We start from the raw sequence: 22831 nt of genomic DNA on the forward strand, positions 1-22831 counted from the left end.
AAAATCCAAGAAACCATTATCTAACAGGTGGCTGAAGAAAAGACTAAAAAACCATGCGATTGCAATGGTGGTGAGAAGGCTTAAAAAGAAAAACATCAGCCAACGTTGGGCCTTTTGGGAACTAATCTCGCATTCCGTGAGAGGCTCCGCATCCTCTTGGCTGGTCTCGTCTGCCGGGTTTGTGGCCGAAGGATCGACCTTGTTGTCGTTTGGCGCATCACACCACAAGCACTTCGGCATGTCGTCTTCGTATTCTCTGCCGCACTTCTTGCAAATCATAGAATCTCCTTTAGCCCTCAGTATAGAAATAAATCTGTTGCCGGAGCGAACTAGGAATTTTCGTCTCGGGTGACGGCTTCTTCGCTCAGTTCTTCATGATGCGGTTCTTCGTCAGACGGAACGCTGGGCGTGTCGCTGGCCGGCAAAGAATTCAGCGTGCTCAAGTTTGCGGTGATTGCCTTTATGACCTTGGTGTAACAGAAAAGAAGGGCGATGCAAAGGAGAAGGCTGATGACCCTGATGGCGATGTGCCCTTTCGAGATGAAAAGTCCCAAGCTCCAGCCGACCTGTATTGCGACGCCGAGTACGGGGATGGCGCGGAGCATCCAGTCCGGAATGACGTTGGCCTCGAGATTGTTCTTTTTGAGAGATTCCTTTTGCCGGGTGAACAGGTCCTTGAAAATCTGGTAATGGAACGCCGGAAATATGATGGGGGCGAGGGCGAGAACCGTGGCTGTTTTCGGAGGATAGTTCGTCTCTGTAAACCGGCTCTGTTCCCTGATGGCGCTGCGGAGCCAGGAACAGAACATATGGACGGTAATCCACGAAGTGACAAAGAGGTGTACGAACAGCAATATAAAGTTTATGGCAAAGCCGAGGCCTATCAGGTCTCCGCTAATTTGTGCCCTAGTTCCGGCGATGTCACTTAAAATGGCGAACGGGGCGAATATGCCGATAATTCCCGAAAGAAGGAATCCCTTCAGCAGTTCTCCAAAGTAGTTGTCGGAGCCGGGAGTGGACGCAATCCAGATTTCCGTGGGGATGGCTAGGACGGCGAGGCCGATAAAGAAAAACCTTAGCCAGAATATGGCCTTTTTGCTGCGGGCTTCGAAATCAGGGAGTGCGGAATCTTTGGAAATCATTGCTGCCTCTCCCTGCCAATGTAGAAAAAATCCCGGCGCAGGGGCCGGGATTGTAATAAGTTTGGTGTGCCCGTCGAACGGCTACTGCTTTATGGTCGGGGCCTGGCGTGCTACGGGAGCGAGCTGTCCGTGCTTGCGGAACAGGTGCTTCACGAGGGTCCCGAATCCACGCATCACGCGGTAGCGTTCACGCGGGTTCTTGATGGCCATGATTCCCTGGTGGAAAATGTAGCTCGGACGCAGGTAGAATTCGCGGCGGGCCTTGTCGCAGAAGTCGACGAGCGCCTGGCTGGTGAGTTCGCCGCGCTGGATTGTAGTGCGGTGGAACCCGTCCTTGTCAAGCCACTGGTTGTAATCCTTTGTCTGTAATGCACCGCTTTCCAAGGCTTCCTTGTAGGCTTCGGTGCCGGGGTAAGCCATGATGGGGTAGAACTGCGCGGTGTTCGGGTTCAACTTCTTGGCGTAGTCGAGCGTCATGCGGAGCGTTTCCGGAGTGTCGCCCGGGTTACCCACCATGAAGCAACCGTGCACTAGGAGTCCCGCCTTGCGGGCGTTCTTCGTGAACTCGATGGCCTTGTCGGTGTTCTTCACGCCCTTGTGGATGTTCTCGAGAACCACCGGGCTTGCGCTTTCAAAACCCACGCACATTTCGCGGCCGCCGGCCTTCTTCATGAGTTTCAGGAGGTCGAGCGGCACGTCCGCGCGCGCGTTGCAGCTCCACGTAATCTTGAGACCGCGTTCCAGAATCAGGTTGCAGATTTCGCGCACGTGCTCATGGCTCGCGGTGAACGTGTCGTCTTCGAAGAAGACTTCACCGAGGTCTTCAAAGTTGTCCTTGATGTACTGCAGTTCGTCGACCACGTCCTTGGGCGTGCGGCGGCGGAACTTGTGGCCGTTGAGCGTCTGCGGAATCACGCAGTAGCTGCAGCGGTTCGGGCAACCGCGACCCGAGAGAATCACGATCAGCGGGTTGAGGTTCGCTCCGTAGAAATACTTCTTGTAGCAGGAATAAAGGTGTTTGCGGTAGACCTTCGACACCCACGGAAGTTCGTCGAGGTTCTCGATCTTCGGGCCTTCGGGCTGGAAGTCGGTGGTGCCGTCCGCCTTGCGGAAGGCGAGGCCCGCGATGCTGGAAACTTCTTTAATATCGCCACGCAGGTAGCGCACGAGGTTCCTCGCGGTGTAGTCCGCCTCGCCGATAATCACGAAGTCGAGGCTCGGTTCCATCTCCATCGATTCGAGAGGTTCGGCCGTCGCATGCGTGCCCATGATGGCGACCTTCGTATTCGGGAGCGTTTCCTTGATGGCGTGCACGACCTTGAGGTCGTTCAGAATACTCGGCGTGCTCGTGCTGCAGACGACCAGTGCCGGGTCAAATTTCTTGATACCCTCGAGCGTTTGCGGGAGGTTCAGTTCCATGGCGGGACTGTCGATGAGCTGGATTTCGTTTCCGTCGGCTTCTACGGTGCCAGCGGCGTAGCTCAAAAACATGGGCCAGTAAAGAGTACTCGATTTGGTCACGCACGGACTGCGCGACTCGCGGCTGAACATCGGATGGAACGGAGGGTTTAAAAAAGTAATGCGCATAAGCAACTGCAAAATACATAATTATCGGCGATAAAACTACATTTGTATCCGATGAAAAAAGGAATTTTCGCACTACTCCTGTGTTGTGGGTTTGGCTACGGCTTTGCCGCTGGTCCAACCCCTGCCGCATTGGACACCATCCGCGAAAATTTCCCCGACGGAAGCGTCTCCAGGGTCTACACGGTCCAGAAGGGGACGGACATCCGCGAGGGCGTGGCGGTGAGCTACCACCCGAACGGCAAGGTCGCAATTGAAGCTCCGTACAAGGGTGGAAAACTCGATGGTGTGTACCGCAGCTATTACGAGAACGGCAAGCCCTGGCAGACCATCGGCTACCGTGACGGCATAGAGCATGGCGTGAGTACGGACTACTACGACACAGGAATAAAGAAACTGCGCGAGGTGTACAAGAATGGCATCCTCGACGGAATGAGCGAAGAGTTCAATGACCGCGGACTCGTGTGGCGCAAGATTCCCTATGTGGATGGCCGCATCCAAGGTGTCGCGAAAATTTACGACGAACTGGGAGTGCTGAAAGAAGAAATGACTTTCGAAAAAGGATTGCGCAACGGTCCTTACCGCCGGTTCAACAAGGGCATCAAGATTTTCGAGGCGAAGTTCGAAAGAAACCGCTGCGTCGAGAACTGCAACTTCTAGCAATAAAAAAACGGCGACATCTTGTCGCCGGTAATCTTGTTTCCGATATAGAAACTGCGCAAAAGCGTTAGTTGGATTTTTTCTTTTTCGGGCGGAAGGCGTTCCACACCATGTAGCCGATGAACGCGACACCGAGGCCGACGAGCGCGATGGAAAGTTCGTGACTGTACTGCTGGATGATATCCTTCTGGCCGTGAGCGAGATACCCGAGGAACGCCAGCACGCAGTTCCAGATGGTGGCGCCGAGTGCGGTGTATAGCGTGAACTGGAAAATGTTCATGTTCGCGAGTCCTGCCGGGATGGAAATCAGCTGGCGGATGACGGTGATGAGTCGCCCGACGAACGTGGAGATTGCGCCGTGCTCGCGGAAGTATTCCTCCGCCTTCTCGACCTTGCCGGCATCGAGAAGCAAGAAATGCCCGAGACGGCTGTCTGCGAATTTGTATATAATGGGCCTGCCGAGGAACTTCGCGAGGTAGTAGTTGATGAACGCGCCGATAAGCGCACCGAGTGTCGCGAATAGCACGATGAGAACAATGCTCAGGCCCGATTCGTGCTGCATAGCCTTGTAGGCGGCAGGCGGCACCACCAGTTCCGACGGGAAGGGAATGAACGAGCTCTCGACAGCCATCAGGAGGGCGATGGTCCCGTAGTTCAGGTTGTCGTTGTACCAGTCAATAATCTGGTCGTAGATGCCGGTCTTCGGGGCGTTGTCGGAGGTGGCGACTGCTCCCGGATTGGCTGCCTCGACCTGAGCTGCTGGTGCCATTGCTGGCGATAAAGTGGAATCAGTCTGTGCAAATGCCGCGAGGTTCAGACCTGCGACAAGGAGTGCTAGTATGGCGATTTTTTTCATGTCTTTAAGGTATTTAAAAAAGCACGGTGATTGACCGTGCTGCTTTTTTCGGTTTGAATCTTATCTTCTCTTCTTGGACTTCGCCTTGGCCTTGGCTTTCTTCTTCGCGGCCTTCTTGGCGGCTTTCTTGTTCTTCACCTTAGGTGCTTCTTCGACTTCTTCTTCGTCGTCGTCCTCCACCTCGGGTGCCGGTTCTTCGGCCACGTACTCGGGTGCCTGGTATTCCATCACGGAAGGACCGCTGGAGCTGGAGCCCTTGAGGGCGGCCTTCGCTTCGTTGACGTACTTGCCGTTGGGGAAGCGCTTCAGGTAAATTTCATAGTCTTTCAGGCGGTTGCTGCTCTTCACGAGTTCGAAAATGCCCGTTTCAGCTTCGTCGCGGAACGCGCCGTCCGGATTGTCGTTCAGGTAGGTGAGGTAGGCCTTGAAGGTGTTCTGGGCCTGAATCTCGCGGAACTTGTGGTATTCGCCGAGCGTCCTGAGCTTGGCTTCGACCTCGCCTCTACGTGGGGAGTCGGGGTAGTACTGCAGGAACATCTCGAGCATTTCGGGGTCGTTGCTAGCCATGACCTGGTCGAAGCGGGAATCTTCCTGGCGTACCTGGTATTCCTTCAGTTCGACCTTTCCGGTATCGAGAGTCGCGTAGAGTTTTTCCTTCGTGGCGAGGTCAGCCGGGTGGCAGAAGGCGAGGAAGCTTTCCAGCACGTCGGAGAACTGGGTGCGAGTGAAGGCTTCGCTCATGTCGGGCAGTTCGCCGTTCTCGTCGAGGAAGAAGCGGTAGTCGCGCTCGATGGCCATGCAGTCCCAGTCGCTGAGCGTGTCCTTGACTTCGCTGTTTTCGCGCAGCACCTGGTCGCGGTCGCGCAGGGTGAAGCGCATGCGGCGGTCGCGGCGGCTTTCACGCCCGAAGTCGAGCGAGAGTTCAAGTCCGACGCGGACGGGCCACTTGTAAGAAATCTTGTCGAAGGTGATTCCCGAGTAACCGGACGAGGGGGTCGGGTTCTCGGCGTCGTAGCTGTACGTGTTGGTCGCCTTCAGGTTCTCGTAAGGGAGGAATTCCTTGCGGACGTTCACGCCGATCTTGAGGTCCACGTCCTTGAACAGTTCGGTGATGCGGTATTCGAGAGCGCCCGACACGAATGCGGTGGGTGCCATCTCGGTATTGTCCTTCGTGCTCGTAGAGTAGTTGTCGATGAACGTAAAGAAGTGGAATCCGTAACCGCCGAGGACGCGCAGGTCGAAGTCGCCACCGATGTTGAAGGAGAAACCGCCAACCACGGACGGGGCATATGCACGGAAGGAGAGCGAGCGGCCTTCGCCATTTTCGGAGAGGTCGTTGTTGTGGTCCGCCTTGCCGTTGTCGTCTGCGCCCCAGTATGCGGGGTTGCTGTCGATTTCACGGAACTGGATGGAGTTGACTTCGAGACCGAGCCACAGGGTGAACGGAATGTCCGCCTTGGCGATAGGGGTGAAAAGGGGGCTGAACAGGAAGCCGACGTTGAGCGGAACCGTAAGGATTTCCTTGTCGATGGGTTCCTTCAGCAACTGGGGGTTAGAGGCTTCAAAATGAACAAAGGCGGGTTCCGCCTGCAGGTATATCTGGGTACGCCAATTAGAGCGTTCGAAATCGGCCGCGTATACGCTTGCAGACAAAAGCAAAAAGGGCAAAATTTTGGTTACTATCTTTCGCATCGTATAAAAATTTAGATTAAAAACGTCGGTCTTGCAAAAATGTGTGCAAAAAATACCGGTTTTTTGCGATAAATTTGCGGAAAATCACTAGAAAGTGAGGATGAAACCTAGGGTAAACAGGGCTATACCCGTGCCAATCAGCGAACCGCCGATAATCGAGTACCGGTCTCCCGACTCCACCAGGTCATGGTTTTTCTTGATTTTTGCGTTAAAATTCTCGCCTTTGGCGGCGCTCGGCATGCTGAGGTCGTTCTTTATGTCCTTGGCCTCGTCGTAATCCTGGGAGGCCAAATAGAAGAAGAGCGAACCCAGCAGGACGGGCGTGACGGACGATCCCATCAGCACTTTGCCGATGAAGGAGCGCTTTCTCTTCTGGAACCACTCCTCCTGCGTCTTGATTTCTTCGAAGTCGGTGAGGTGTTCCATGGAAATGTCGAGGTTTATTTCGGGAACGGGCGCAACGTAGAAGCTTACCAGCGTGTCGCGGTAGCCGGCTTTTCTGAGGTGCAGGTAGGTCATGCCCGGAGTCGTTAGGGTCACCTTCTTGGGGGTGTAGCCGATGGACAGGCTTTCGTTGGTGATTTCATCCTGGCCCGGGAAAATCTCCGCGCCGACCGGGTTACTCACGATTTTGATTTCGGGATTGATACGCTTGAGCTTGAGCGATACCTTAGCCGTGTCGCCCGGAAGCGGTCGGACGAAGGTTTGGGCGCCCCAGAGATGCTTGTCCACATTCCAGTAGGCGTTCACTTCGATTTTTCCGGTGTCGGTAACGGCGAAGGTGCAGGGGGACTTGCATATGGCATCTTTCTGGGGCCGCGAGATGGTGGCTGCTTCCGGGTCGGTCTCTACATGGATGTAACTGCGTTCGGCCTTCGTGGAAACTTGCTTCCCGTTTGCCTTCTTGACGAAATTCGTGATGGCGTTCCCCTTGAGGGCGTCTTGCAGCATGGAGTCGCGCGAGACGACAATCTTCGTTCTCGTGATGGTCGGGAGGTCTTCTTCGTACAGGATGCGCGTAAGGGCGATTTCGATTGAATCGGGATGCTTGGCCTGCGCCAGCTTGCCGAAATAGATTTCATTTGCCCCGGCTTTCTTCCAGTGCTCCTGGATGCAATTCCTGTCGTTGCATTCGGCGATTTCGTCCCAGCGGTGCATCTGGATGGCGGAATCCAGTTCGTGCAGCAGGCTGTAGGTGATTTCCCCAATCAGCTCCTGCTGGGTTGCTCCTATATTGGAAGGCTCAAAACTGATGAATACTTTGGCCGGCTCACGCTTGGAATCGTTGTTATTTTGTTCTAAACTAGCGGTGGCGGTGTCCTGAATGGTGGAGTCGCTTGTTAGGGCGGAATCGCTCTGTGCGACCGAGGAATCCGCAGCCATGGCGGAATCAGGCGTGGCCTTGGCTGGGTTCAGGAGGTCGTTGCCCTGCTCGTCCACAATGCTCTTGAACTGCGACTTCGGGAACTTCACGATCGTGAACTGGTTCTTGATGTAGCCGCCGAGGCTTACCGTATCGTTTGCGATACCGAGGAACTGAGCCTTCTGCGTTGTGCCCGAGACGAGTTCCACCTGGGCGAAAATGCCTTGCGGGTCTGCTGCAAAAACATGCGCAGAGAGGCAGATGGCTAGAAGCGAGGCTACTTTTTTCATAGGACTACTCATGATGCTACCTAGAAGGAAAGGACTATCCCGAAACCGAGCAGAATTGCTCCGCCGACAGCGGTGCCGATGGATACGCTCTTCGATGTTGTCGCTCTGTCGCGATGATCGTTGAAACTCTCTATGTTGAATTCGTATTCTTCGCCGTGTCGTATGAGGCTCTTTTCGATGGATTCCTTCCTCTCGTTCGCTTGCTTGATTTCGCTATGGGCGACGATCGCCGCGATTCCGCTTGCAATGAGGGGGACTGCCGATGCGAAGATGAACTTGTGGCCCATGTTGCGGCGTGCGCGTCGCATCAGGGATTTCTGTTGGCTTTGCAACAGCTCGTCGTCGTACGAGGGCGTGAGCGCGACAATCAGGTAGGAGGTGTCCGCTTGCGAAATCTTGACGGAAATGGTCGTGTCCTTGTAGCCGGGCTTGAATATGGTGACGAGAACGTTCGGTTCACCTTCGGGAACGCGGATATAGCCGGGTAAAGCTACGTCTGGGTTCGAAGCGATTGACGCACGTGTTTCGTTCACATAAGCATCCGCATAGGAAGGGTTTGTCGAAATATGCAGGTATTTCGGGGCCTCTTGTGCGCAGACGGCTATAGCGCAGAAAAACAGCAAAGAAATGGTTAGGATGGAGGCTCTCATTAGTTGCCTCCTGTTTCGGAGAACGGCCCGGTGATTTTCGGGTAGGAGTCAACCCTGTCGAATTTCCAGTAAACCTTCGGGCTTGCGTTGTGGGCGTAGTCCTCGACATGAATGCGTATCTTGCTGTTGTTCTCGTAGGGGGCTCTGAATTTGATGAAAGGCTCCGTGTAGCGGTGCAGTATAGTATCGTTGTTTATCGTGACGGTAATTTTCATCGGGTTGATGCCCGAACCGTTGTCCAGCGTGTAAAAGTAGACGGAGTCATTCATGATTGTGCCACCATAGCGTCCCGATGTGTGGCTTATTAAAGTCCTTGGAGCCACCTGCGGCTGGGTCTTGTCGTAGAATCGTATTGTGTCTAGGATGGTCAATGAGCCTGTTTGGGCGTTCGTGGTCTCCGGCTCGGCAACGAATTCCGTTAAGTTGAGTTCCTGCGCATATATGCGGATTCCGGTTTGCGGTGCGACTTTCACTCTGATTGTTGATGGATTTGTCTGCTTGTGTTCGACAAGAAGCGTGTCGCCTTTGTTGTCCGTAATGACGACCTGCGTGTAGAGAGAACTTAAGAACTGGCTGTCGTATGCGATGGGGATGACGATGACGGAGGAATCTTCGTGCAGGAACTGCGTCGAGAAGTGGTGTATTTCCGAGGAGTCCGCTTCCTGGAATCCGTCGTCGGTATAGGATTTTGCGATCATTCCCCAGTAGATGGTGACAGAAGTGTCCTGTTCCGGATGTTCTGTCAGGTATTTTATTAGGGAGTCTGGGAGGAATGGTCCGACAAAGCGTGCGTCTTCGTAGCAATTCACGCTGCCAAGATCGTGATCCCAGACTTCATCTTTCTTGAAGGCCGCGTAAATGCGGCACGAGTGGGCTTCCCACGGGTCCAGCCCGCTAACCGACCAGCGGATCTCTACTTCACTGTTAGAAACGGGCTTGACTTGATTGTAGCCATTGACGGGAGCGATGAGCGAAATTCCGATGGGTGAATTCACGAAAATGTTGAGCGTGTCGCGCAGGGTATCCGAAAACAGGTCTACTGTCTGCAGGATTCCCATTCTGTATCCGGGAGTCTTGAAACTGAAACGCAGCGGGGAAATATTGTATTCCTCGTCTTCGATAGTCCAGCTGTGGTTCAAAAAGTGATTGTCTGCGGTATCCGACGACATGTAAACGTCGTTGATGGAGTAGGCGGCCCAGAATTTGACGGTCTCGTTTGTGTCGAGGTAAACAGCCTTGGTCGGCGTGGCATAGGAGTACGGTTGGCCCGTAAGCCGGTCGGGCAGTACGAACATGTGCTGCTTGAGTGTCGGCGTGTCGTTTTCAGAAACGGGGATGGCGTCGCTGCAACCCGATACGGAGAACATGGCGGCAAGCGCGAATGCCGTGGCAAGAACGATGGTGTATGTCCTGTAGCGCTTTTCCATGGGGTTACTCAGCCTCGGTATAGGTGATGTACCATTTTTTTGAATGGTTTATGCCAATCGAGTATTCAGCGATGCTTTCTATGGTGTTTTTCCCCTCGACAAGATCGTCGGTGGTTATAGTGGTTGAACACAGGAGCGTCGATAGATTGCCGTTGTGGTACAGATTTCCGTTGACCAAGAAACTGCAACTTTCAATGGTGAATCCGTAGGGGTTGGTATCGATTACGAAAAGGTTGATACTTCCGGGGCCATTTTGCGTGAACGAGTTGTTCGTCTTGATCCAGCTATCTGCCGGCTCAATGGTGTAACTGCGGAGGTTGCGATTCTTGCTTGCGTCAATGGCGATGATGTCGAGATGCCTGGTATTCCATGATTTTGCGTTGGAGGGAAGGACCACTATGAGGGTGTCGCTTGCACCAACCTTTTCGGTGAGCTTTTCAGATTCTAGATAGACATATACGGTCTTCTGTGCAAGCAAGGTCCCGAAATCCGTCACGAGGAATTTGAGCGTGTCGGCATATTCCAGCGTGTCTATCTCCTCGTTTGCAATTCCGTTTTCGATAAAGGAAATCTTGGGTGCGACTGTGTCGCGGAGATCAATGGTGCCTAGTTCCACGACTTCGTTCGAAGAAATGGTGAAGTCTATTGTATCGCTAGTAAAATCGGCGTACTTGGGGACGGAGAATATCGCTTTGTAATTGCCTGGTGTTAGGGGCGAGACGACAAATGGTTGCACCGTTTGGTTGTTGGCCTTCACATCGTTGCCGTAACATTCATAGCCGATTGAATCCAGGATGGAAATCTTTGCGGAAATATTAACCACATTGTTGTTGTCGCTTGTCGTTACGTCGATGAATCCGGTTATGCCGCCTTCGTTCGGGCCTCCGCTCGTAAAGAAGTTTCCATCAATTTTGGTGCTGGAGACGAAACCGAATTCGTTTATCGCCTGCACGTGCCAAAGGTAATGGTGCAACGGTTCAAGGTCTTTCCAGTAGGTGAAGTTGGGTTCGGTCAGCAGGGTGTCGATGATCCCGTCAATGGAAAAATGGTAGTACAGTATCGCTATGGAATCCGGGTCGTAGGCATTCCATGCAAAAGAAATCCCTCCCGTTGTCGGGATGCCCTGCGAGCCGTTTGCGGGGATGAACATGCTGTCCTGCAGAATCGGTGGGCTCGAAACCCAGAGCGTGAGCGTGTCGCTCAGGGTATCGCCGAAGAAGGTTTCGAGTACGAATGCGATTTTGTGCATCCCCGGTTCCGATACTGCGCTACGGAAGCTGAAGTCGAAGGAGAACGGGTCTCCGTCCAGCGTCCAGAGGTAACGCTTTATCTTGATGGATTTCGAGGGAAGGATGTTCGCAATGAATATGAGGGAATCGCCCGGGTTTAATGTGTCCGACTTGATTCTCTCGCTGATCGAATCGAACGAGTAGGCCATTTCGGCAGAAACTTCGATAAAGGTTGCGTCGGCCTCGTTGTAGAGGAAATCGTCGCTATTGGTGCAGGCTGCATAGAACAGGGCGAGCGCACAGGCAAAAATGGCTAGAATCCGGAAAATCATAGTTCATCTCCGAACGTATTTGCCGTGTAACTTGTTGTATCGGCCATGTAGAATGTCCTGGGGGCAAGCGTGTCGGAATCTCCGAAGGAGTCGAATACGATGACCTGGAATGTGTGGGCGCCCTCTTTGAAACCGGATTGCCTGATTTCGGTGAGGTGGCCGACGGGGTATCTTTTTCCGTCGATGATAAGCGTGTGGCTCAGGTTGCCGTCATCGAAGGAATCGTTGTCGAAGGATTTCCACTTGAACAGGATGGCTGTGTGCGAGTTCCCGTAGAGCGTTTCGTTTTGGGCGGGAGAGGTCGTTTCGCTCAGCATGGGCTCCATGTTCACGATGATATTGAATGACTTGTGGATGGAATTGCCGACTTCGTCTATGACCTCGAGTTCGTTCGGAATCTGGTTCGTTCCCGCGTTCTCGGGGATAGAATAATCCTGCCCGTTGCCGAGGACAAACGAGGTGTCTTGGGTACTCCTGAGCCAAGTGAATGACAGTTGCTTCTTGAACTGCCTGGGGTAAATGTCGGCGCGGACTATGGAGGAATCGCTCGGGCGGATCTTCAGTAGGGTCGAATCTTCCTTCCCGGATTGCAGTACGACGATATCTAGCCGTTCCAGTTCCTGTGCCGTATTCGGGTCGTCGGGAATATCGAGGCAGCCGTAGGTCATGAGGATTGCAATTGCAAAAACCGCCCCGCACGCCAGGCGGAACCCTCCAAACATGCCTGCGGAAAGTTTTCGCAGGCTGTAGCGTTCTTTTTTCTCCACTGGTAATAAATGTAATAAAAGTGGAAAGCGATTTTGTTCAGTGGGTGAACTGTAACGTTTGTGATTAACTATATTCCCTTGTATGAGTAAGGAAAACTTCGAGTACAAAAACGCGATGGAGCGCCTTGAGGCGATTCTTGAACGCATCGACAATTCCGAAATGGAAATCGACGAGCTTGCTGGCAATGTTCAGGAAGCGACAGAACTCTTGAAGAAGTGCCGTCAGATTCTGCTTTCTACGGAAAAAAGCGTTCAGGGAGCACTGGAAAGCCTGGACGGGGAAGCGGATGCCTGATTTTGGCGACATTCCTGCTATCGAGGCTCAGGGCCTTTCTGTCAAGTTCCCGGTACGCGGCGGTGTGCTGGGCAAGGTGAAGGATTATTTTACCGCAGTCGACGGAGTGTCCTTCACGTTGGAACAGGGAAAAATCCTGAGCGTGGTGGGCGAGTCGGGCTGCGGCAAGTCGACTCTGGTGAAGTCTCTGGTGGGGCTTGTGCCGCTTGCTTCGGGCAGCGTGAAGGTTTTCGGACGCGAGGCGCATGGCGGCAAGCTGGCTCCCGACGCTCAGGGCAAGGCCGCCCGCGTTTGCGACATGATGCAGATGGTGTTCCAGGATCCGTACAGCAGCCTGAACCCGCGGCAGACCGTAGAAGAAATTCTCACGGCCCCGCTCATGGCCCGGAAGGTGCCGTTTGAAGAAGCGAAGGCCCGAGCTTACGAGCTGATGGACCGCGTTTCCATTCCGCATTCGGCGCTCGCGAAGTTTCCGCATGAATTTTCCGGAGGCCAGAGGCAGCGCCTGTGCATCGCGCGCAGCCTGATGGTTAAGCCCAAGATTCTGCTTTGTGACGAGGTTACCAGCGCTCTCGATGTTTCTGTGCAGGCGCAAATACTTCACCTGCTCAACGATTTGCGTATCGATCTTGGCCTGAGCATCCTGTTCATCAGTCACGATATGCAGGTGGTGCGCGCCCTTTCCGATGATGTGCTGGTGATGTACTTCGGGCATGTCGTAGAGCGGGGAGCCGCAAACGAAGTGCTCGTGAACCCGCAGCACGAATACACCAAGAAGTTGCTTTCGTGTGTTCCTGTAATCAGGCGATAAGGCCTAGTGCCCGCGCTTGCATTTGACGCCGATGGTCTTGACCAGGCGATCCTGGTTCGTATCGAACTTGTCGTATGCGAATTCTTCCACATAGACGGCCTTGCAGTCAAAGAATTTCTCGCTGTACACGAGATTCATTTTCGACGAGTAGTGGTCGATGGTCATGCGGAAACTCTTGAGGTACTCGTTCTTGATGCAGGTTGTGACGAGATAATCCTCGAACTCGTCAAAGGATATTTCGACGATGGTGAATACGTCGCTCGTATTTTCCTTGAGGAATCTTATCTTGCGGCAACGAGCAGAAAGGTTGTTGGCGAGTTCTTTGAACTCTTCCGCCTTGTCGGGTAGCACGTTGTCGAATTGTATTTTGATAGTAAAAAGGTACGCTTTTGCCAGTTCGGGAAGATCTTGTCTGTCTTTCATAGCAATAGTACCTCTTTCTTTATAGAAAATAAGCTGACGGGGGGAGGATAGTTTATCTAAACATCCTTCACTGAATCTAAACAAATAAAAACGGCAAGTCAATAGGAACTTGCCGTTGCAATTATGTTTTTATTCTTTCACGTGGAAGTAGTCGACTTCGGGGTGGCTGATGTAGAGACCGCTGACGGAAGCCTGCGGGTACATGGCACCGTTCTCGGTGAGGCTGATGCCCACGCTTGTAAAGTCGATGAGCTTCGCGACGTTGAAGATTTCCTTGATATTCGGGAGTACGGGGTAGCCGACGGCCGGGCGGATGCCCTTCCAGTTGCTTGTGCGGGCGAGTTTCTGGCTCAAGTATTCTGCGCCGGCTTCGGCCAGGCGGTCGGCGACGGTTTGCATCAAGAGAACGTCGTAGTCGCTGCCGCCCTGTTCGGCCTTCAACTTTTCGAGGCGCTTCACGAAGGCGTCGCTTACGGTGACGGCGAAGGCGCCCACGATGTCGCGGAATACATCTTTACCGGCGGGAGCGGCGAATACGCTTGCGGTGTTTGCGTTAGCGGGCGCCACGTAGTCGCAGAGGGCGAGGCAGGTGCCTTCGGGATTCTGCTGACGGGCGGTGCTGACTTCTACAAAGTCGGCGTCGGTGCCAGTGCGGCCCGTGTTAAAGAGGACAGAGTTCTCGGTACCGGCGGCGGGGTAGAAGGCTTGCACGGCCCGGAGAGCGTACTCGGGTTTGCAAAGGCTCTTGATGAGTGCTTCGGCGTCGGCCTTGAGCTTCTTGGCTTCTTCTTCTTCGGGTTTGATTTTCCAGGTGAAGAAGAAGTATTCCCAGCTGATGAGCGGAATGACTTTTTCGAGCGCGATGGGCGGGAGTTTGCTTTCGCCCATGAACGGCGGTTCCACGGGCTGGTACTTGCTCCAGTCGCACATATAGCGGCGTTCGACCGGAGTTTTTTCGGCGGCGGCGATGGCGTTCGCGGCTTCGGTCTTGATGCCGTTTTGCTTGTCGCGGATGCGCTGCTGCTCTTCGCGGTTTTCTTGAATGGTCTGTTCGCTGGTGGCCGGGTCCAAAAGCTTTTGCACGAGGCCCGGGTTGCTCGCGGCGTCGCGCACGTGGAATACGGGGCCGTCGTAGCACGGGGCAATCTTCACGGCCGTATGCGTGGGCGAAGTGGTTGCGCCGCCGACGATAATCGGGATGCGCTGGCCAGCATCCTGCATGGCCTTCGCCACGGTGCACATTTCTTCGAGCGACGGGGTGATGAGTCCGGAGAGGCTCAGGATGTCGGCCTTGTTCTCGATGACCGCCTTCACGATCACATCTTCGGGAACCATCACGCCGAGGTCCACCATGTCGTAGCCGTTACAGGCCATAATCACGGAGACGATATTCTTGCCGATATCGTGCACGTCGCCCTTCACGGTCGCAATCACGATCTTGCCGCGGCTAGAAGCGTTAGCATCCTTACCGGCTTCAATGTATGGCTGCAAGATTTCCACGGCCTTCTTCATAGTACGTGCGGTCTTCACCACCTGCGGCAAGAACATCTTGCCTTCGCCAAAGCGGCGGCCCACTTCGTTCATGCCGTCCATGAGCGGGCCCGAGATGATTCGCACCGGGCTATCGCCGCGGTTGATGAGTTCCATCAAGTCGGGTTGCAGGGTAGTAGAAGTTCCTTTGAGCAATGCTTCTTGCAAACGTTCTTCAGGCGTGGTTTGGGCCTGTGCGGAACTGACGGCGTTGTCGCCGGCGTCAGAGGAGGCTGCGCCCGTGCTCATGGCGAAAATCGCCTTCGGGTCGTACTTGGTGCCTGCTTCTTTTGCAGCTGCTGCGGCCGCAGTCATGCGGCTTGCAATTTCAATGAGGGCTTCGCTGGCATCCGGCTCCGTATTCAGGAGCACTTCGGTAATGGCCATGCGGAGTTCGAGCGGAATCGTCTTGTATTCGATAATCGCGCTCGGGTTCATGATAGCCATGCCCATGCCGTTCGGGATCGCGTAATGCAGGAACGTGGTGTGCATGGATTCGCGCAGGTAGTTGTTACCGCGGAAAGCGAACGAAAGGTTCGAAAGCCCGCCCGAGATGCGCACGCCGGGCAGGTTGTCCATAATCCAGCGGACAGCGCGGATAAAGTCAATGGCGTAGGCGTTGTGTTCGGCCATGCCGGTTGCGACCGTCAAAACGTTCGGGTCGAAGATAATGTCAGAGGGCGCAAAGCCGAGCTTTTTCACCATGATGTCGTAGGCGCGGGCGGCAATTTCCACACGGCGGTCGTAATTGGTGGCCTGACCTTCTTTGTCGAAGAGCATCACGATGACGGCGGCGCCCAAACGCTTGATGGTGAGGGCGTGTTCTATGAAGGCTTCTTCGCCCATCTTCAAGGAGATGGAGTTCACGATGCTCTTGCCCTGAATGCACTTGAGGCCCGCTTCGATGACTTCGAATCGGGAACTGTCCACCATGATGGGCACACGGCTTACGGCCGGGTCCGAGGCAATCAAGTTCAGGAATGTCTGCATTTCGGCGGTGGCGTCCAAAAGGCCATCGTCCATGTTCACGTCAATGACGTCGGCGCCGTCTTCCACTTGCTTGCGGGCAATGTCGAGAGCTTCGTCGTAATTCTTTTCGTTAATGAGGCGCAGGAACTTCTTGGAGCCGGCGACGTTGCAACGTTCGCCCACCTTCACAAAGTCTTCGGCGTTGCAACTGTCGGCGCCGTTACTCGGGCGCACCTGTTCCTTGAACAGCGGCTCCAAACCGGCGAGGCGGAGCAGCGGGCTAGTTGCATACTTGGGCGCGGGCTTTCTGCGTTCGTAGTCGGCGGGCAGAGCGTCCAGCATCTTGCGCATGGCGGCGATGTGTTCCGGCGTGGTACCGCAGCAGCCGCCAATCATGTTCACCAGCTTGTCATCCAGGTAAACGCCCATCAGGCGCACCATGTCTTCGGGCGTATCGTCGTAACCGCCGAACTGGTTCGGCAAACCCGCATTCGGGTGACAAGAAATGTAGCAGGGGGCGACCTTGCCCATACGGCGCAGGTACGGCACCATACCGTCGGCACCGAGACCGCAGTTGAGGCCGATTGAAAGCGGGTGCATGTGCATCACGCTCACGGCGAAGGCTTCCACCGTCTGGCCCGAAAGCGTACGGCCCGAGGCATCGCTCACCGTCATGGAGAACATGACTTCCACCGGCTTCAAGTCGGCGGCATTCTTGCCCGCGGCGGTTGCATCGGCGTCGCGCTTTTCCATCACCTTCATGAATGCGCTTGCTGCAGCCTTCGCGTTCAAGGTGTCAAAAATCGTTTCAATCAGAATGGCGTCGACGCCTTCTTCCACGAGCACCTGGATCTGTTCCAGGTAAGCGTCTTCCAGTTCGTCGAACGTAATGCTACGGCTCGCAGGGTCGTTCACGTCTTCGCTCATGGAGAGCATCTTGCTTGTGGGGCCCACGTCGCCCAAAATATAAACTTGGCGGCCGTACTTCTTTAAGCCTTCTTCGGCGGCCTGCTTCGCAATTTTCACCGCGGCGCGGTTCATTTCGGCAATGCGGTGTTCCTGGTGGTACTCGTGCTGGCTCACGCGCTGGCTCGAGAACGTATTCGTGGTCAGGCAGTCCACGCCCGCATCCACATAGCGGCGCTGGATATCCAGGATGATATCCGGCTTTTCGATGGAGAGCATGTCGTTATTGGCGCCCTTGATACCGTAAGTCTGGATAACAGAACCCATGCCGCCGTCCAGCAGCATCATCTTAGATTCAAAGGCTTCTCGTAACGTCATTTTGTTTAATCCGCGATACGTGGTTTATGCGTCTATTTAATTCTATGCATATATAGCAAAAAGGCGACCCATAGTCAAGAACGCTGCCTTGAGCCGCCATGCAGAACATGGTTCAAGACTGCTTCAGGCATAAATTTTCCGCCCCGTCGTCATCCTGACGAAGGTCTGGACTGGGTATAATTGACCCTGAGGGGGCTGGCGATAAACGTCGGTTTACTTGAAAAACGCTGTGTAAGAAGCTCCGTCTGTCGGTGCCACGAGCCTCGGATTGTCTGTCGAGCCGTCTTCCCACTGGTAGAAAATGCCGCCGCCGGTCGGTGCGGCGTACAGTTCCATCGCTACACCGGCAAAGAACTTGCCCGAGTAGGTCTGCGGAACGGTTTTACCTTCGACTTGCACTTGGCCTAAACCGTCCGCGGCAATCTTTACGGTAATCAGGGTGGTGTCTACGCCGAACTGGTCCGCGTAATCGTGGATAATCGATGTGTCGCGGGATTCGGTCCATTCCTTGAGGCAACTGCCCGTCTTGCTGAACCCGTGGCCGCAGGAGTTCCTGTAGTACATTTCGTCCTGCTTGAACTTTTTGAGGTCGCGCGCAATTTCGGCCGTATCGATGGTAGCCGTCATTGCGTTCACGACCTTTGCCGTGTTGGCCGCATTCAGGTTGTTTTGCAACATGATGGCGGAGCGGTTCAAGAAGAGCCTCTCGAAGTCCGGGTTCTTGATAAGCTGAATGAACAGGTTCGCGAAACATCCTTCGTCCGGGCAGGGCTTGTTTCCGCCGCCTTTCAAAATCCACGGGAAAATCTTCGTGCTTTGTACGAATTCCTGGTTGTTTACGCCCCACATCCAGTCAAATCCGTGGTCGAGATCGTATACCATGAATTTCCAGGGCTGATTGGGGCTCTTCCAGGCGCGCACGTTGTTGTTTGGCCAGTCGCCATTGTGGTCGTAGGCTTCTGCGGCCATGTAGTCGGCGAAGTTGCCCACGTCCATCATGGTCTTGACCATCTCGTAATTCGCGTTTCCGGCTCCGCTGAAGTCGTTGTTCGCGACAAAGGAGAGTAACGACTTGTATTCGTCAACGGAACCGTTGCTTGCCGTAACCTCGTGGCCCAGGTGCTTGACCATGGTGACGGTATTTGCGTCGATGCCGTAGTTTGTTTCTACGTAGTGCTTGTTGAAGCGTTCGCGCATGTCGTGGATGCCGTAGTACTTTCCGTTGTAGAACACCACTACCTGGCGGCTTCTCTGGTAATCGACTCCGCTTCCTTCCAAGATGGCGCCGCCAACGGCGTCTCCGATGTAGTCGCTTACGAAGCGGTTGCCGTTGTTTCTCAGGTTGAATCCGCGGAATTTGCTGTTCGTCTCCTTGCGGGTTTCGAACAGCGGGTATTCGAGTTTCCCGTCCTGGTATTGTTCGCGCATCACGATGGCGACGGATTTCTTGTTCTTGAGCCTGCTGTAGCCGCCCATGATGGAAATACCCGCTTCGATGTTCCAGCTCGATTTTTTCGATGAGCTGCCTTTTTCGAAGTATTCCACGTGTACGGGGTATTCCTTGTCTTCGTAAAGGCCTTCGGGCGCAGTTTTCGGGGTCTCGGCATCGGTCTTGATGTAGTATTCCCTGAAGAATGCGGAATCGACCGTGACGGCGACGACGGGCATGTTGACCGTTTCTTCGATAAAGTACGTGTTGGTGGAAACCTCTGTGGTGAGGGCGCCAGGAACGAACGTCGCACAGCGCAAGACGGTGTTCTTGGATATCTCCATCGGTTCCGTAAAGGCGGGGGAGTCCTCGGTCGGTTTGGATCCGTTGTCCATGCAGCGGATCGTGGCCCCTTCGGCGACCGTGGGCGGATTGAGTGTAAAAGGTTCGGCGTAGAAACCGCTCGGCGTGGTGCTGAAGTCTACGGTCGGGGCGAGTTCCGCATAGGCGTTCGCGTCATCGTTTGCCGCTTCGGGTGTCGGGTTGGCGAAATACTTGTAGCTGCCGTCCGCTGTGCGGCCGAAACTTATGCTTGCGGGGAGAGCGGGGTAGGTTATCGAATCGTGGATGGCGTTGTGGTTGTCGATGATGTAGATCGTGCCGCCGTCCTTGTTGATTTTCCAGTTCGTGTGCGTGCGGGCATGGAGCGTGTTCCCTTCGTCATCGATTCCGTCCGCCATTTCCTTGACCGTATGGATGTCCTTCCTGTCGAGGAATACGGTGCGGTAGGACTTCGGGCCGATGGTCTCGTCGTGGAAAACCCATTTTCTCGGATTTTCGAGATTCTCTACGAGCGCGAACCCTTTCAGGTTCACTTCCTTGTCGAGCATGTTGTAGATTTCCACCCACGCGGGGTCATCGCCGTCCTGGTCCAGCCAGGAGAGGTTGAGCGCTGAAACTTCGTTCAGTTGCACCTGCACTTTTTCTTCTTCGACTACGTGGACGGGTTCCGTCGGGATGGGAATAATTTCTTCTTCTTCTGTTGAGGAGGGGGTGTCGGTGCAGCCCTGAAAACAGAGCCCGAGACTCGCTGCGAAAATCGCGGGAATGCGTATATAATCAAACTTTGAATGTTCCATACTAACCATACCTGAAAATTTACTTTCAAAAACGTCTCATGTGGGGGACGGTCGAATTTTTTTTACAGAATTTACGTTCATCGCCCATATTTGCAGAATATCAATTAGATGTCGCAAAAACGGCTTTTGAGGTAGAAAAACGCGGTTTTTTTGTTATATTACTCATTATGGCTAGCAAAAAATCCCTGATAGACCGATTTTCCAATTGGTATATACCCCTAATTTGCGCCCACAAGTACAAGGCGCTCGCTTTTTACCTGATTCTCGCGGTCATTTTCGCGATTCCGATCCTCTTTAAGCCCGGCCTCAAGCTCGATGCCGACCTTTCGCACTTGCTGCCCGAAAATACCCCGAGCGTGAAGGCTCTCGAGGAGTCCTACCAGCGTTTCGGTTCCACGGACAGGTTCATGATAGCCATCCAGAGCGAGGATGCGGAACTGGTCGCCGCCCTCCAGGATTCCATCAGCGACTACATTCACAAGAACTGGAAAGGCGATTTCGTCTCGACCCAGGTGGACAACGAGAACAAGTTCTTCAAGGATAATGCGCTTCTCTACCTGCCGGTGAAGCATCTCGAAAACATCCGCGACAACCTCGAAGACCTGCAGCTCGAAATCGGGCGCAAGAACGGCCCGCTGGTAGTCGACTTGCTGGGGGACGATTCCGCGACCGCTTCCGGCGATTCCAATGCTGCCGCGCCTGCCAAGAAGGAACGCGTTTGGTTCGATGCTAACCTGCCGCAGGAATTGGGTCTCCCTGACGAGGCGGCCGGTGCGTTCGACAGCTTCTTCAAGAAGGGCAAGGAAGAAACCGCCGCTACAAAGGCGGGCGAGCCCGAAGAATGGGACAAGAAGAAGCCCGTTCCCGACCACCTGAAGACGCGCCTTATCGGCTGCCCGCGTCCGGACAGCACCGGAAAGATCCTTTTCAATGGCGTGGTGAACGCGAAACTCATCAGGCCTTCCACCGACTATGAATTCGTGACGCACATTCTGGCTCGCACGGATTCGCTTCTTGCCTATTTCAGCGCGAAGACCTACCCGGTTCCCACCCGCTTCACCGTCGAGGGAACCTACGAAGGCCTCAAGGAAGTGGACGACGTGGCGAACGATTCCATCTTCTCGTTCGGCATAAGCCTTGTCCTTATCTTCTTCCTTACGGTTATCTTCTTCAGGAGCGTAAAGGGCCCCATCCTTGTTACCTCCTCGGTGCTTTACGCCTGTATCCCGACGCTCGCGTTTACGGCCCTCTTCTACGGCAAGCTGAACCCGTTCACGGTCTTTGTCGCATCGATTATCTTGGGTATCGGTATCGACTATTCCATCCATATCTTGGGAACTTCGCAAAAGCTCCTGAACAAGTATGCGACTCTCGAAGAAGTTCTGGAACATGCGCAGAAGAAGATGCTCAAGCCCTTCATTCTGGCGAGCTTCACGACTATCGCCGCCTTCCTCACGCTGCTGGCGGCCCACTTCCGCGGATTCTACGAATTCGGCGTGGTGGCATCGATGGGTGTGCTGTTCAGTATGCTCACTTCCGTGCTTTTCCTCCCGGTGCTTGTCAAGTGCCTGGGCGGTATTCCCAAGGCTCCGGACAATACGCTGCTTCCCAAGTCCTGGGACGAGGCGAAGATTCTCCGCTTCTTCAAGTATGCGGCATTCGCCGGCTTCGCGCTGGGTGCGGTATCGCTCTGGTTTGCACAGGATGTGGATTTCGAACACAACCTGCGTAACCTCCGCCGCGTATCGACCGAAAAGAAGCAGGAGAACGGAATCAATACGGGCGTGACGCGCATAAACAACCGCGCCACATCCACCCCGGCTGCGGTCATGGGAAGCAATCCCGCGCAGCTTGACAAACTTTACGATACGCTCATGGTGCGCCTGCATGTGGAACACGATTCTACGCTCCGCAGCTTCCTCACGCTCAAGACTTTTGTCCCGCCGATGGATTCGCAGGAACGCCGCCTGGAAGTCATCGAAGAAATCCGAGACCTGGTCGAGGCACGCGTGTTTGACCGTGCCGAGGGCGAGGATTCTACGAACATAGCGACGCTCCGCAAGCTTTCTTCTGTGGACCATGCGTTTACCGCCGAAGACATTCCCGACTGGGCTTTGGACCTGCTCCGCGAAAAGGACGGCAGCTACGGCAACATCGGGTTTATTTACGGAGCCTTCCCGAGCTGGGATGCTAAGGCTTTGCGCAATTTCCAGGACCGCTACGGCCACTGGAATTTCGATGGCGAAGACCTGCGCACCTTCTCGTCGCAGTTCATCCTTTCCGACGTCATCGATTCCGTCAAGAAGGATAGCTTCAATCTTGCGTTAGTGATTATCTTGGTGATTTTCGGTACGCTCGTGATTTCGTTCCGCAAGCCCAAACTGTTTATCGCGGGCTGCATCTCGTTCGGCATGGGTTCGCTTTTGACGCTCGGTCTCCTCGGACTTTTGACGGACTTGTTCGAATTCGGGAAAATCAGCATCTATAATGTGATTGTGATTCCCATGGCGCTCGGTATCGGCATCGATGCCACCATCCACATGATAACCTCCTGGATGAGTGACAAGAACATGACTCTCCGTCAACTGATGGATACCACCGGCCGCAACGTGATGGCAAGTTCCACAACGACCATCGCCGGCTTCGTCGGCTTCCTCTTTACCACTCACCGCGGCCTCAAGGGCATCGGCGATTTGGCTTGCATAAGCATCGCGATGTTCCTCGTTACGAGTGTTATATTTACTATGTATCTTTGCGGCACCTGGCTGCGTAAGAAGTAGTCAAAGCCATAAACTTCGCATAACTTCCTTCTCGGACTCTCGCCGTACGATTTGTACGGCTTCGGTCCTGCGGCGTCGTTCTGCTCGTTTCTGACTTTGACTACGGTTTTAATGTTTTTGAATCCATTCGCTGAACGAAATTGATTCGGGGTTTGCGGCCTCGCTCTGCTCGCTTCTAG

Annotated in this window: 16 protein-coding genes and 1 pseudogene; 4 read left to right on the plus strand and 13 right to left on the minus strand. The window is 54.3% G+C overall.

Translation table 11 applies throughout. The annotated features are described in order from the left end of the window. From IK012_RS12265 to IK012_RS12275, 3 genes and pseudogenes are all read right to left on the minus strand, one after another. Nucleotides 1–279, minus strand: a pseudogene (locus tag IK012_RS12265) (hypothetical protein); the annotation flags it as partial. 50 nt (nucleotides 280–329) lie between these two features. Next, on the minus strand, nucleotides 330–1142 hold the full coding sequence (locus IK012_RS12270) for a hypothetical protein (protein ID WP_290955023.1): 813 nt from the start codon (nucleotides 1140–1142) through the stop codon (nucleotides 330–332). Nucleotides 1143–1223: 81 nt separating this feature from the next. After that, nucleotides 1224–2729, minus strand: coding sequence for a radical SAM protein (locus tag IK012_RS12275; RefSeq protein ID WP_290955024.1), 1506 nt, complete (start codon nucleotides 2727–2729; stop codon nucleotides 1224–1226). Between the two features lie 51 nt (nucleotides 2730–2780). On the opposite strand from IK012_RS12275, the gene IK012_RS12280 reads away from it, so the two are divergent. Beyond that, complete coding sequence (locus IK012_RS12280) at nucleotides 2781–3386, plus strand: toxin-antitoxin system YwqK family antitoxin (protein WP_290955026.1); 606 nt, start codon at nucleotides 2781–2783, stop codon at nucleotides 3384–3386. Nucleotides 3387–3453: 67 nt separating this feature from the next. Here the strand turns inward: IK012_RS12280 and IK012_RS12285 are convergent, their stop codons facing one another. The 7 genes from IK012_RS12285 to IK012_RS12315 all read right to left on the minus strand — a co-directional run bounded on the left by IK012_RS12285 (nucleotide 3454) and on the right by IK012_RS12315 (nucleotide 11992). After that, nucleotides 3454–4155, minus strand: a complete 702-nt coding sequence (locus tag IK012_RS12285) for a DedA family protein (RefSeq protein WP_367273795.1) — start codon at nucleotides 4153–4155, stop codon at nucleotides 3454–3456. 147 nt (nucleotides 4156–4302) lie between these two features. Then, complete coding sequence (locus IK012_RS12290) at nucleotides 4303–5895, minus strand: hypothetical protein (protein WP_290955030.1); 1593 nt, start codon at nucleotides 5893–5895, stop codon at nucleotides 4303–4305. A gap of 126 nt (nucleotides 5896–6021) precedes the next feature. Beyond that, nucleotides 6022–7587: a hypothetical protein gene (locus IK012_RS12295; protein WP_290955032.1), complete on the minus strand. Its 1566-nt coding sequence runs from the start codon at nucleotides 7585–7587 to the stop codon at nucleotides 6022–6024. 20 nt (nucleotides 7588–7607) lie between these two features. Next, a complete protein-coding gene (locus tag IK012_RS12300) occupies nucleotides 7608–8237 on the minus strand; it encodes a hypothetical protein (protein WP_290955034.1) in 630 nt (209 codons plus the stop codon). After that, entirely contained in the window at nucleotides 8237–9664 is a 1428-nt protein-coding gene (locus tag IK012_RS12305; protein ID WP_290955036.1) for a hypothetical protein, read from the minus strand. The genes IK012_RS12300 and IK012_RS12305 overlap by 1 nt, the downstream gene beginning before the upstream one ends. Before the next feature lie 4 nt (nucleotides 9665–9668). Further along, nucleotides 9669–11225 carry a hypothetical protein gene (locus IK012_RS12310; protein ID WP_290955038.1) on the minus strand — a complete coding sequence of 519 codons (1557 nt, stop codon included), beginning with the start codon at nucleotides 11223–11225 and terminating at the stop codon, nucleotides 9669–9671. Beyond that, complete coding sequence (locus IK012_RS12315; protein ID WP_290955043.1) at nucleotides 11222–11992, minus strand: hypothetical protein; 771 nt, start codon at nucleotides 11990–11992, stop codon at nucleotides 11222–11224. The genes IK012_RS12310 and IK012_RS12315 overlap by 4 nt, the downstream gene beginning before the upstream one ends. Nucleotides 11993–12074: 82 nt before the next feature. Here IK012_RS12315 and xseB point away from each other — a divergent pair, with 82 nt between their 5' ends. Together xseB and IK012_RS12325 are read left to right on the plus strand one after the other, a co-directional pair. Continuing rightward, entirely contained in the window at nucleotides 12075–12287 is a 213-nt protein-coding gene (gene xseB / locus IK012_RS12320; RefSeq protein ID WP_290955046.1) for an exodeoxyribonuclease VII small subunit, read from the plus strand. Then, nucleotides 12280–13098, plus strand: coding sequence for an ATP-binding cassette domain-containing protein (locus tag IK012_RS12325; protein WP_290955048.1), 819 nt, complete (start codon nucleotides 12280–12282; stop codon nucleotides 13096–13098). The genes xseB and IK012_RS12325 overlap by 8 nt, the downstream gene beginning before the upstream one ends. 3 nt (nucleotides 13099–13101) lie before the next feature. Here the strand turns inward: IK012_RS12325 and IK012_RS12330 are convergent, their stop codons facing one another. The 3 genes from IK012_RS12330 to IK012_RS12340 form a co-directional block, all read right to left on the minus strand. Then, nucleotides 13102–13521, minus strand: a complete 420-nt coding sequence (locus tag IK012_RS12330) for a hypothetical protein (RefSeq protein ID WP_290955050.1) — start codon at nucleotides 13519–13521, stop codon at nucleotides 13102–13104. Nucleotides 13522–13650: 129 nt separating this feature from the next. Further along, the gene (gene metH, locus IK012_RS12335) at nucleotides 13651–17304 is read right to left on the minus strand and encodes a methionine synthase (protein WP_290955052.1); all 3654 of its coding nucleotides are present in this window, start codon (nucleotides 17302–17304) and stop codon (nucleotides 13651–13653) included. Between the two features lie 213 nt (nucleotides 17305–17517). After that, on the minus strand, nucleotides 17518–19881 hold the full coding sequence (locus IK012_RS12340; RefSeq protein WP_290955054.1) for a CotH kinase family protein: 2364 nt from the start codon (nucleotides 19879–19881) through the stop codon (nucleotides 17518–17520). A 158-nt stretch (nucleotides 19882–20039) separates the two neighbouring features. On the opposite strand from IK012_RS12340, the gene IK012_RS12345 reads away from it, so the two are divergent. Next, nucleotides 20040–22652, plus strand: coding sequence for an MMPL family transporter (locus IK012_RS12345; RefSeq protein WP_290955056.1), 2613 nt, complete (start codon nucleotides 20040–20042; stop codon nucleotides 22650–22652). Nucleotides 22653–22831: the final 179 nt, after the last annotated feature.

Origin of the sequence: Fibrobacter sp. (assembly GCF_017551775.1) — a bacterium.
In the GTDB taxonomy this organism is placed as follows: domain Bacteria; phylum Fibrobacterota; class Fibrobacteria; order Fibrobacterales; family Fibrobacteraceae; genus Fibrobacter.

What these genes read in the sequence shown, in the direction of transcription:
- IK012_RS12300 (WP_290955034.1), bottom strand. Translation starts at nt 8,237, where the DNA reads ATGAGAGCCTCCATCCTAACCATTTCTTTGCTGTTTTTCTGCGCTATA.
- IK012_RS12345 (WP_290955056.1), top strand. Translation starts at nt 20,040, where the DNA reads ATGGCTAGCAAAAAATCCCTGATAGACCGATTTTCCAATTGGTATATA.
- metH (WP_290955052.1), bottom strand. Translation starts at nt 17,304, where the DNA reads ATGACGTTACGAGAAGCCTTTGAATCTAAGATGATGCTGCTGGACGGC.
- IK012_RS12270 (WP_290955023.1), bottom strand. Translation starts at nt 1,142, where the DNA reads ATGATTTCCAAAGATTCCGCACTCCCTGATTTCGAAGCCCGCAGCAAA.
- IK012_RS12325 (WP_290955048.1), top strand. Translation starts at nt 12,280, where the DNA reads ATGCCTGATTTTGGCGACATTCCTGCTATCGAGGCTCAGGGCCTTTCT.
- IK012_RS12330 (WP_290955050.1), bottom strand. Translation starts at nt 13,521, where the DNA reads ATGAAAGACAGACAAGATCTTCCCGAACTGGCAAAAGCGTACCTTTTT.
- IK012_RS12340 (WP_290955054.1), bottom strand. Translation starts at nt 19,881, where the DNA reads ATGGTTAGTATGGAACATTCAAAGTTTGATTATATACGCATTCCCGCG.
- IK012_RS12275 (WP_290955024.1), bottom strand. Translation starts at nt 2,729, where the DNA reads ATGCGCATTACTTTTTTAAACCCTCCGTTCCATCCGATGTTCAGCCGC.
- IK012_RS12285 (WP_367273795.1), bottom strand. Translation starts at nt 4,155, where the DNA reads ATGGCACCAGCAGCTCAGGTCGAGGCAGCCAATCCGGGAGCAGTCGCC.
- IK012_RS12295 (WP_290955032.1), bottom strand. Translation starts at nt 7,587, where the DNA reads ATGAAAAAAGTAGCCTCGCTTCTAGCCATCTGCCTCTCTGCGCATGTT.
- xseB (WP_290955046.1), top strand. Translation starts at nt 12,075, where the DNA reads ATGAGTAAGGAAAACTTCGAGTACAAAAACGCGATGGAGCGCCTTGAG.
- IK012_RS12305 (WP_290955036.1), bottom strand. Translation starts at nt 9,664, where the DNA reads ATGGAAAAGCGCTACAGGACATACACCATCGTTCTTGCCACGGCATTC.
- IK012_RS12280 (WP_290955026.1), top strand. Translation starts at nt 2,781, where the DNA reads ATGAAAAAAGGAATTTTCGCACTACTCCTGTGTTGTGGGTTTGGCTAC.
- IK012_RS12310 (WP_290955038.1), bottom strand. Translation starts at nt 11,225, where the DNA reads ATGATTTTCCGGATTCTAGCCATTTTTGCCTGTGCGCTCGCCCTGTTC.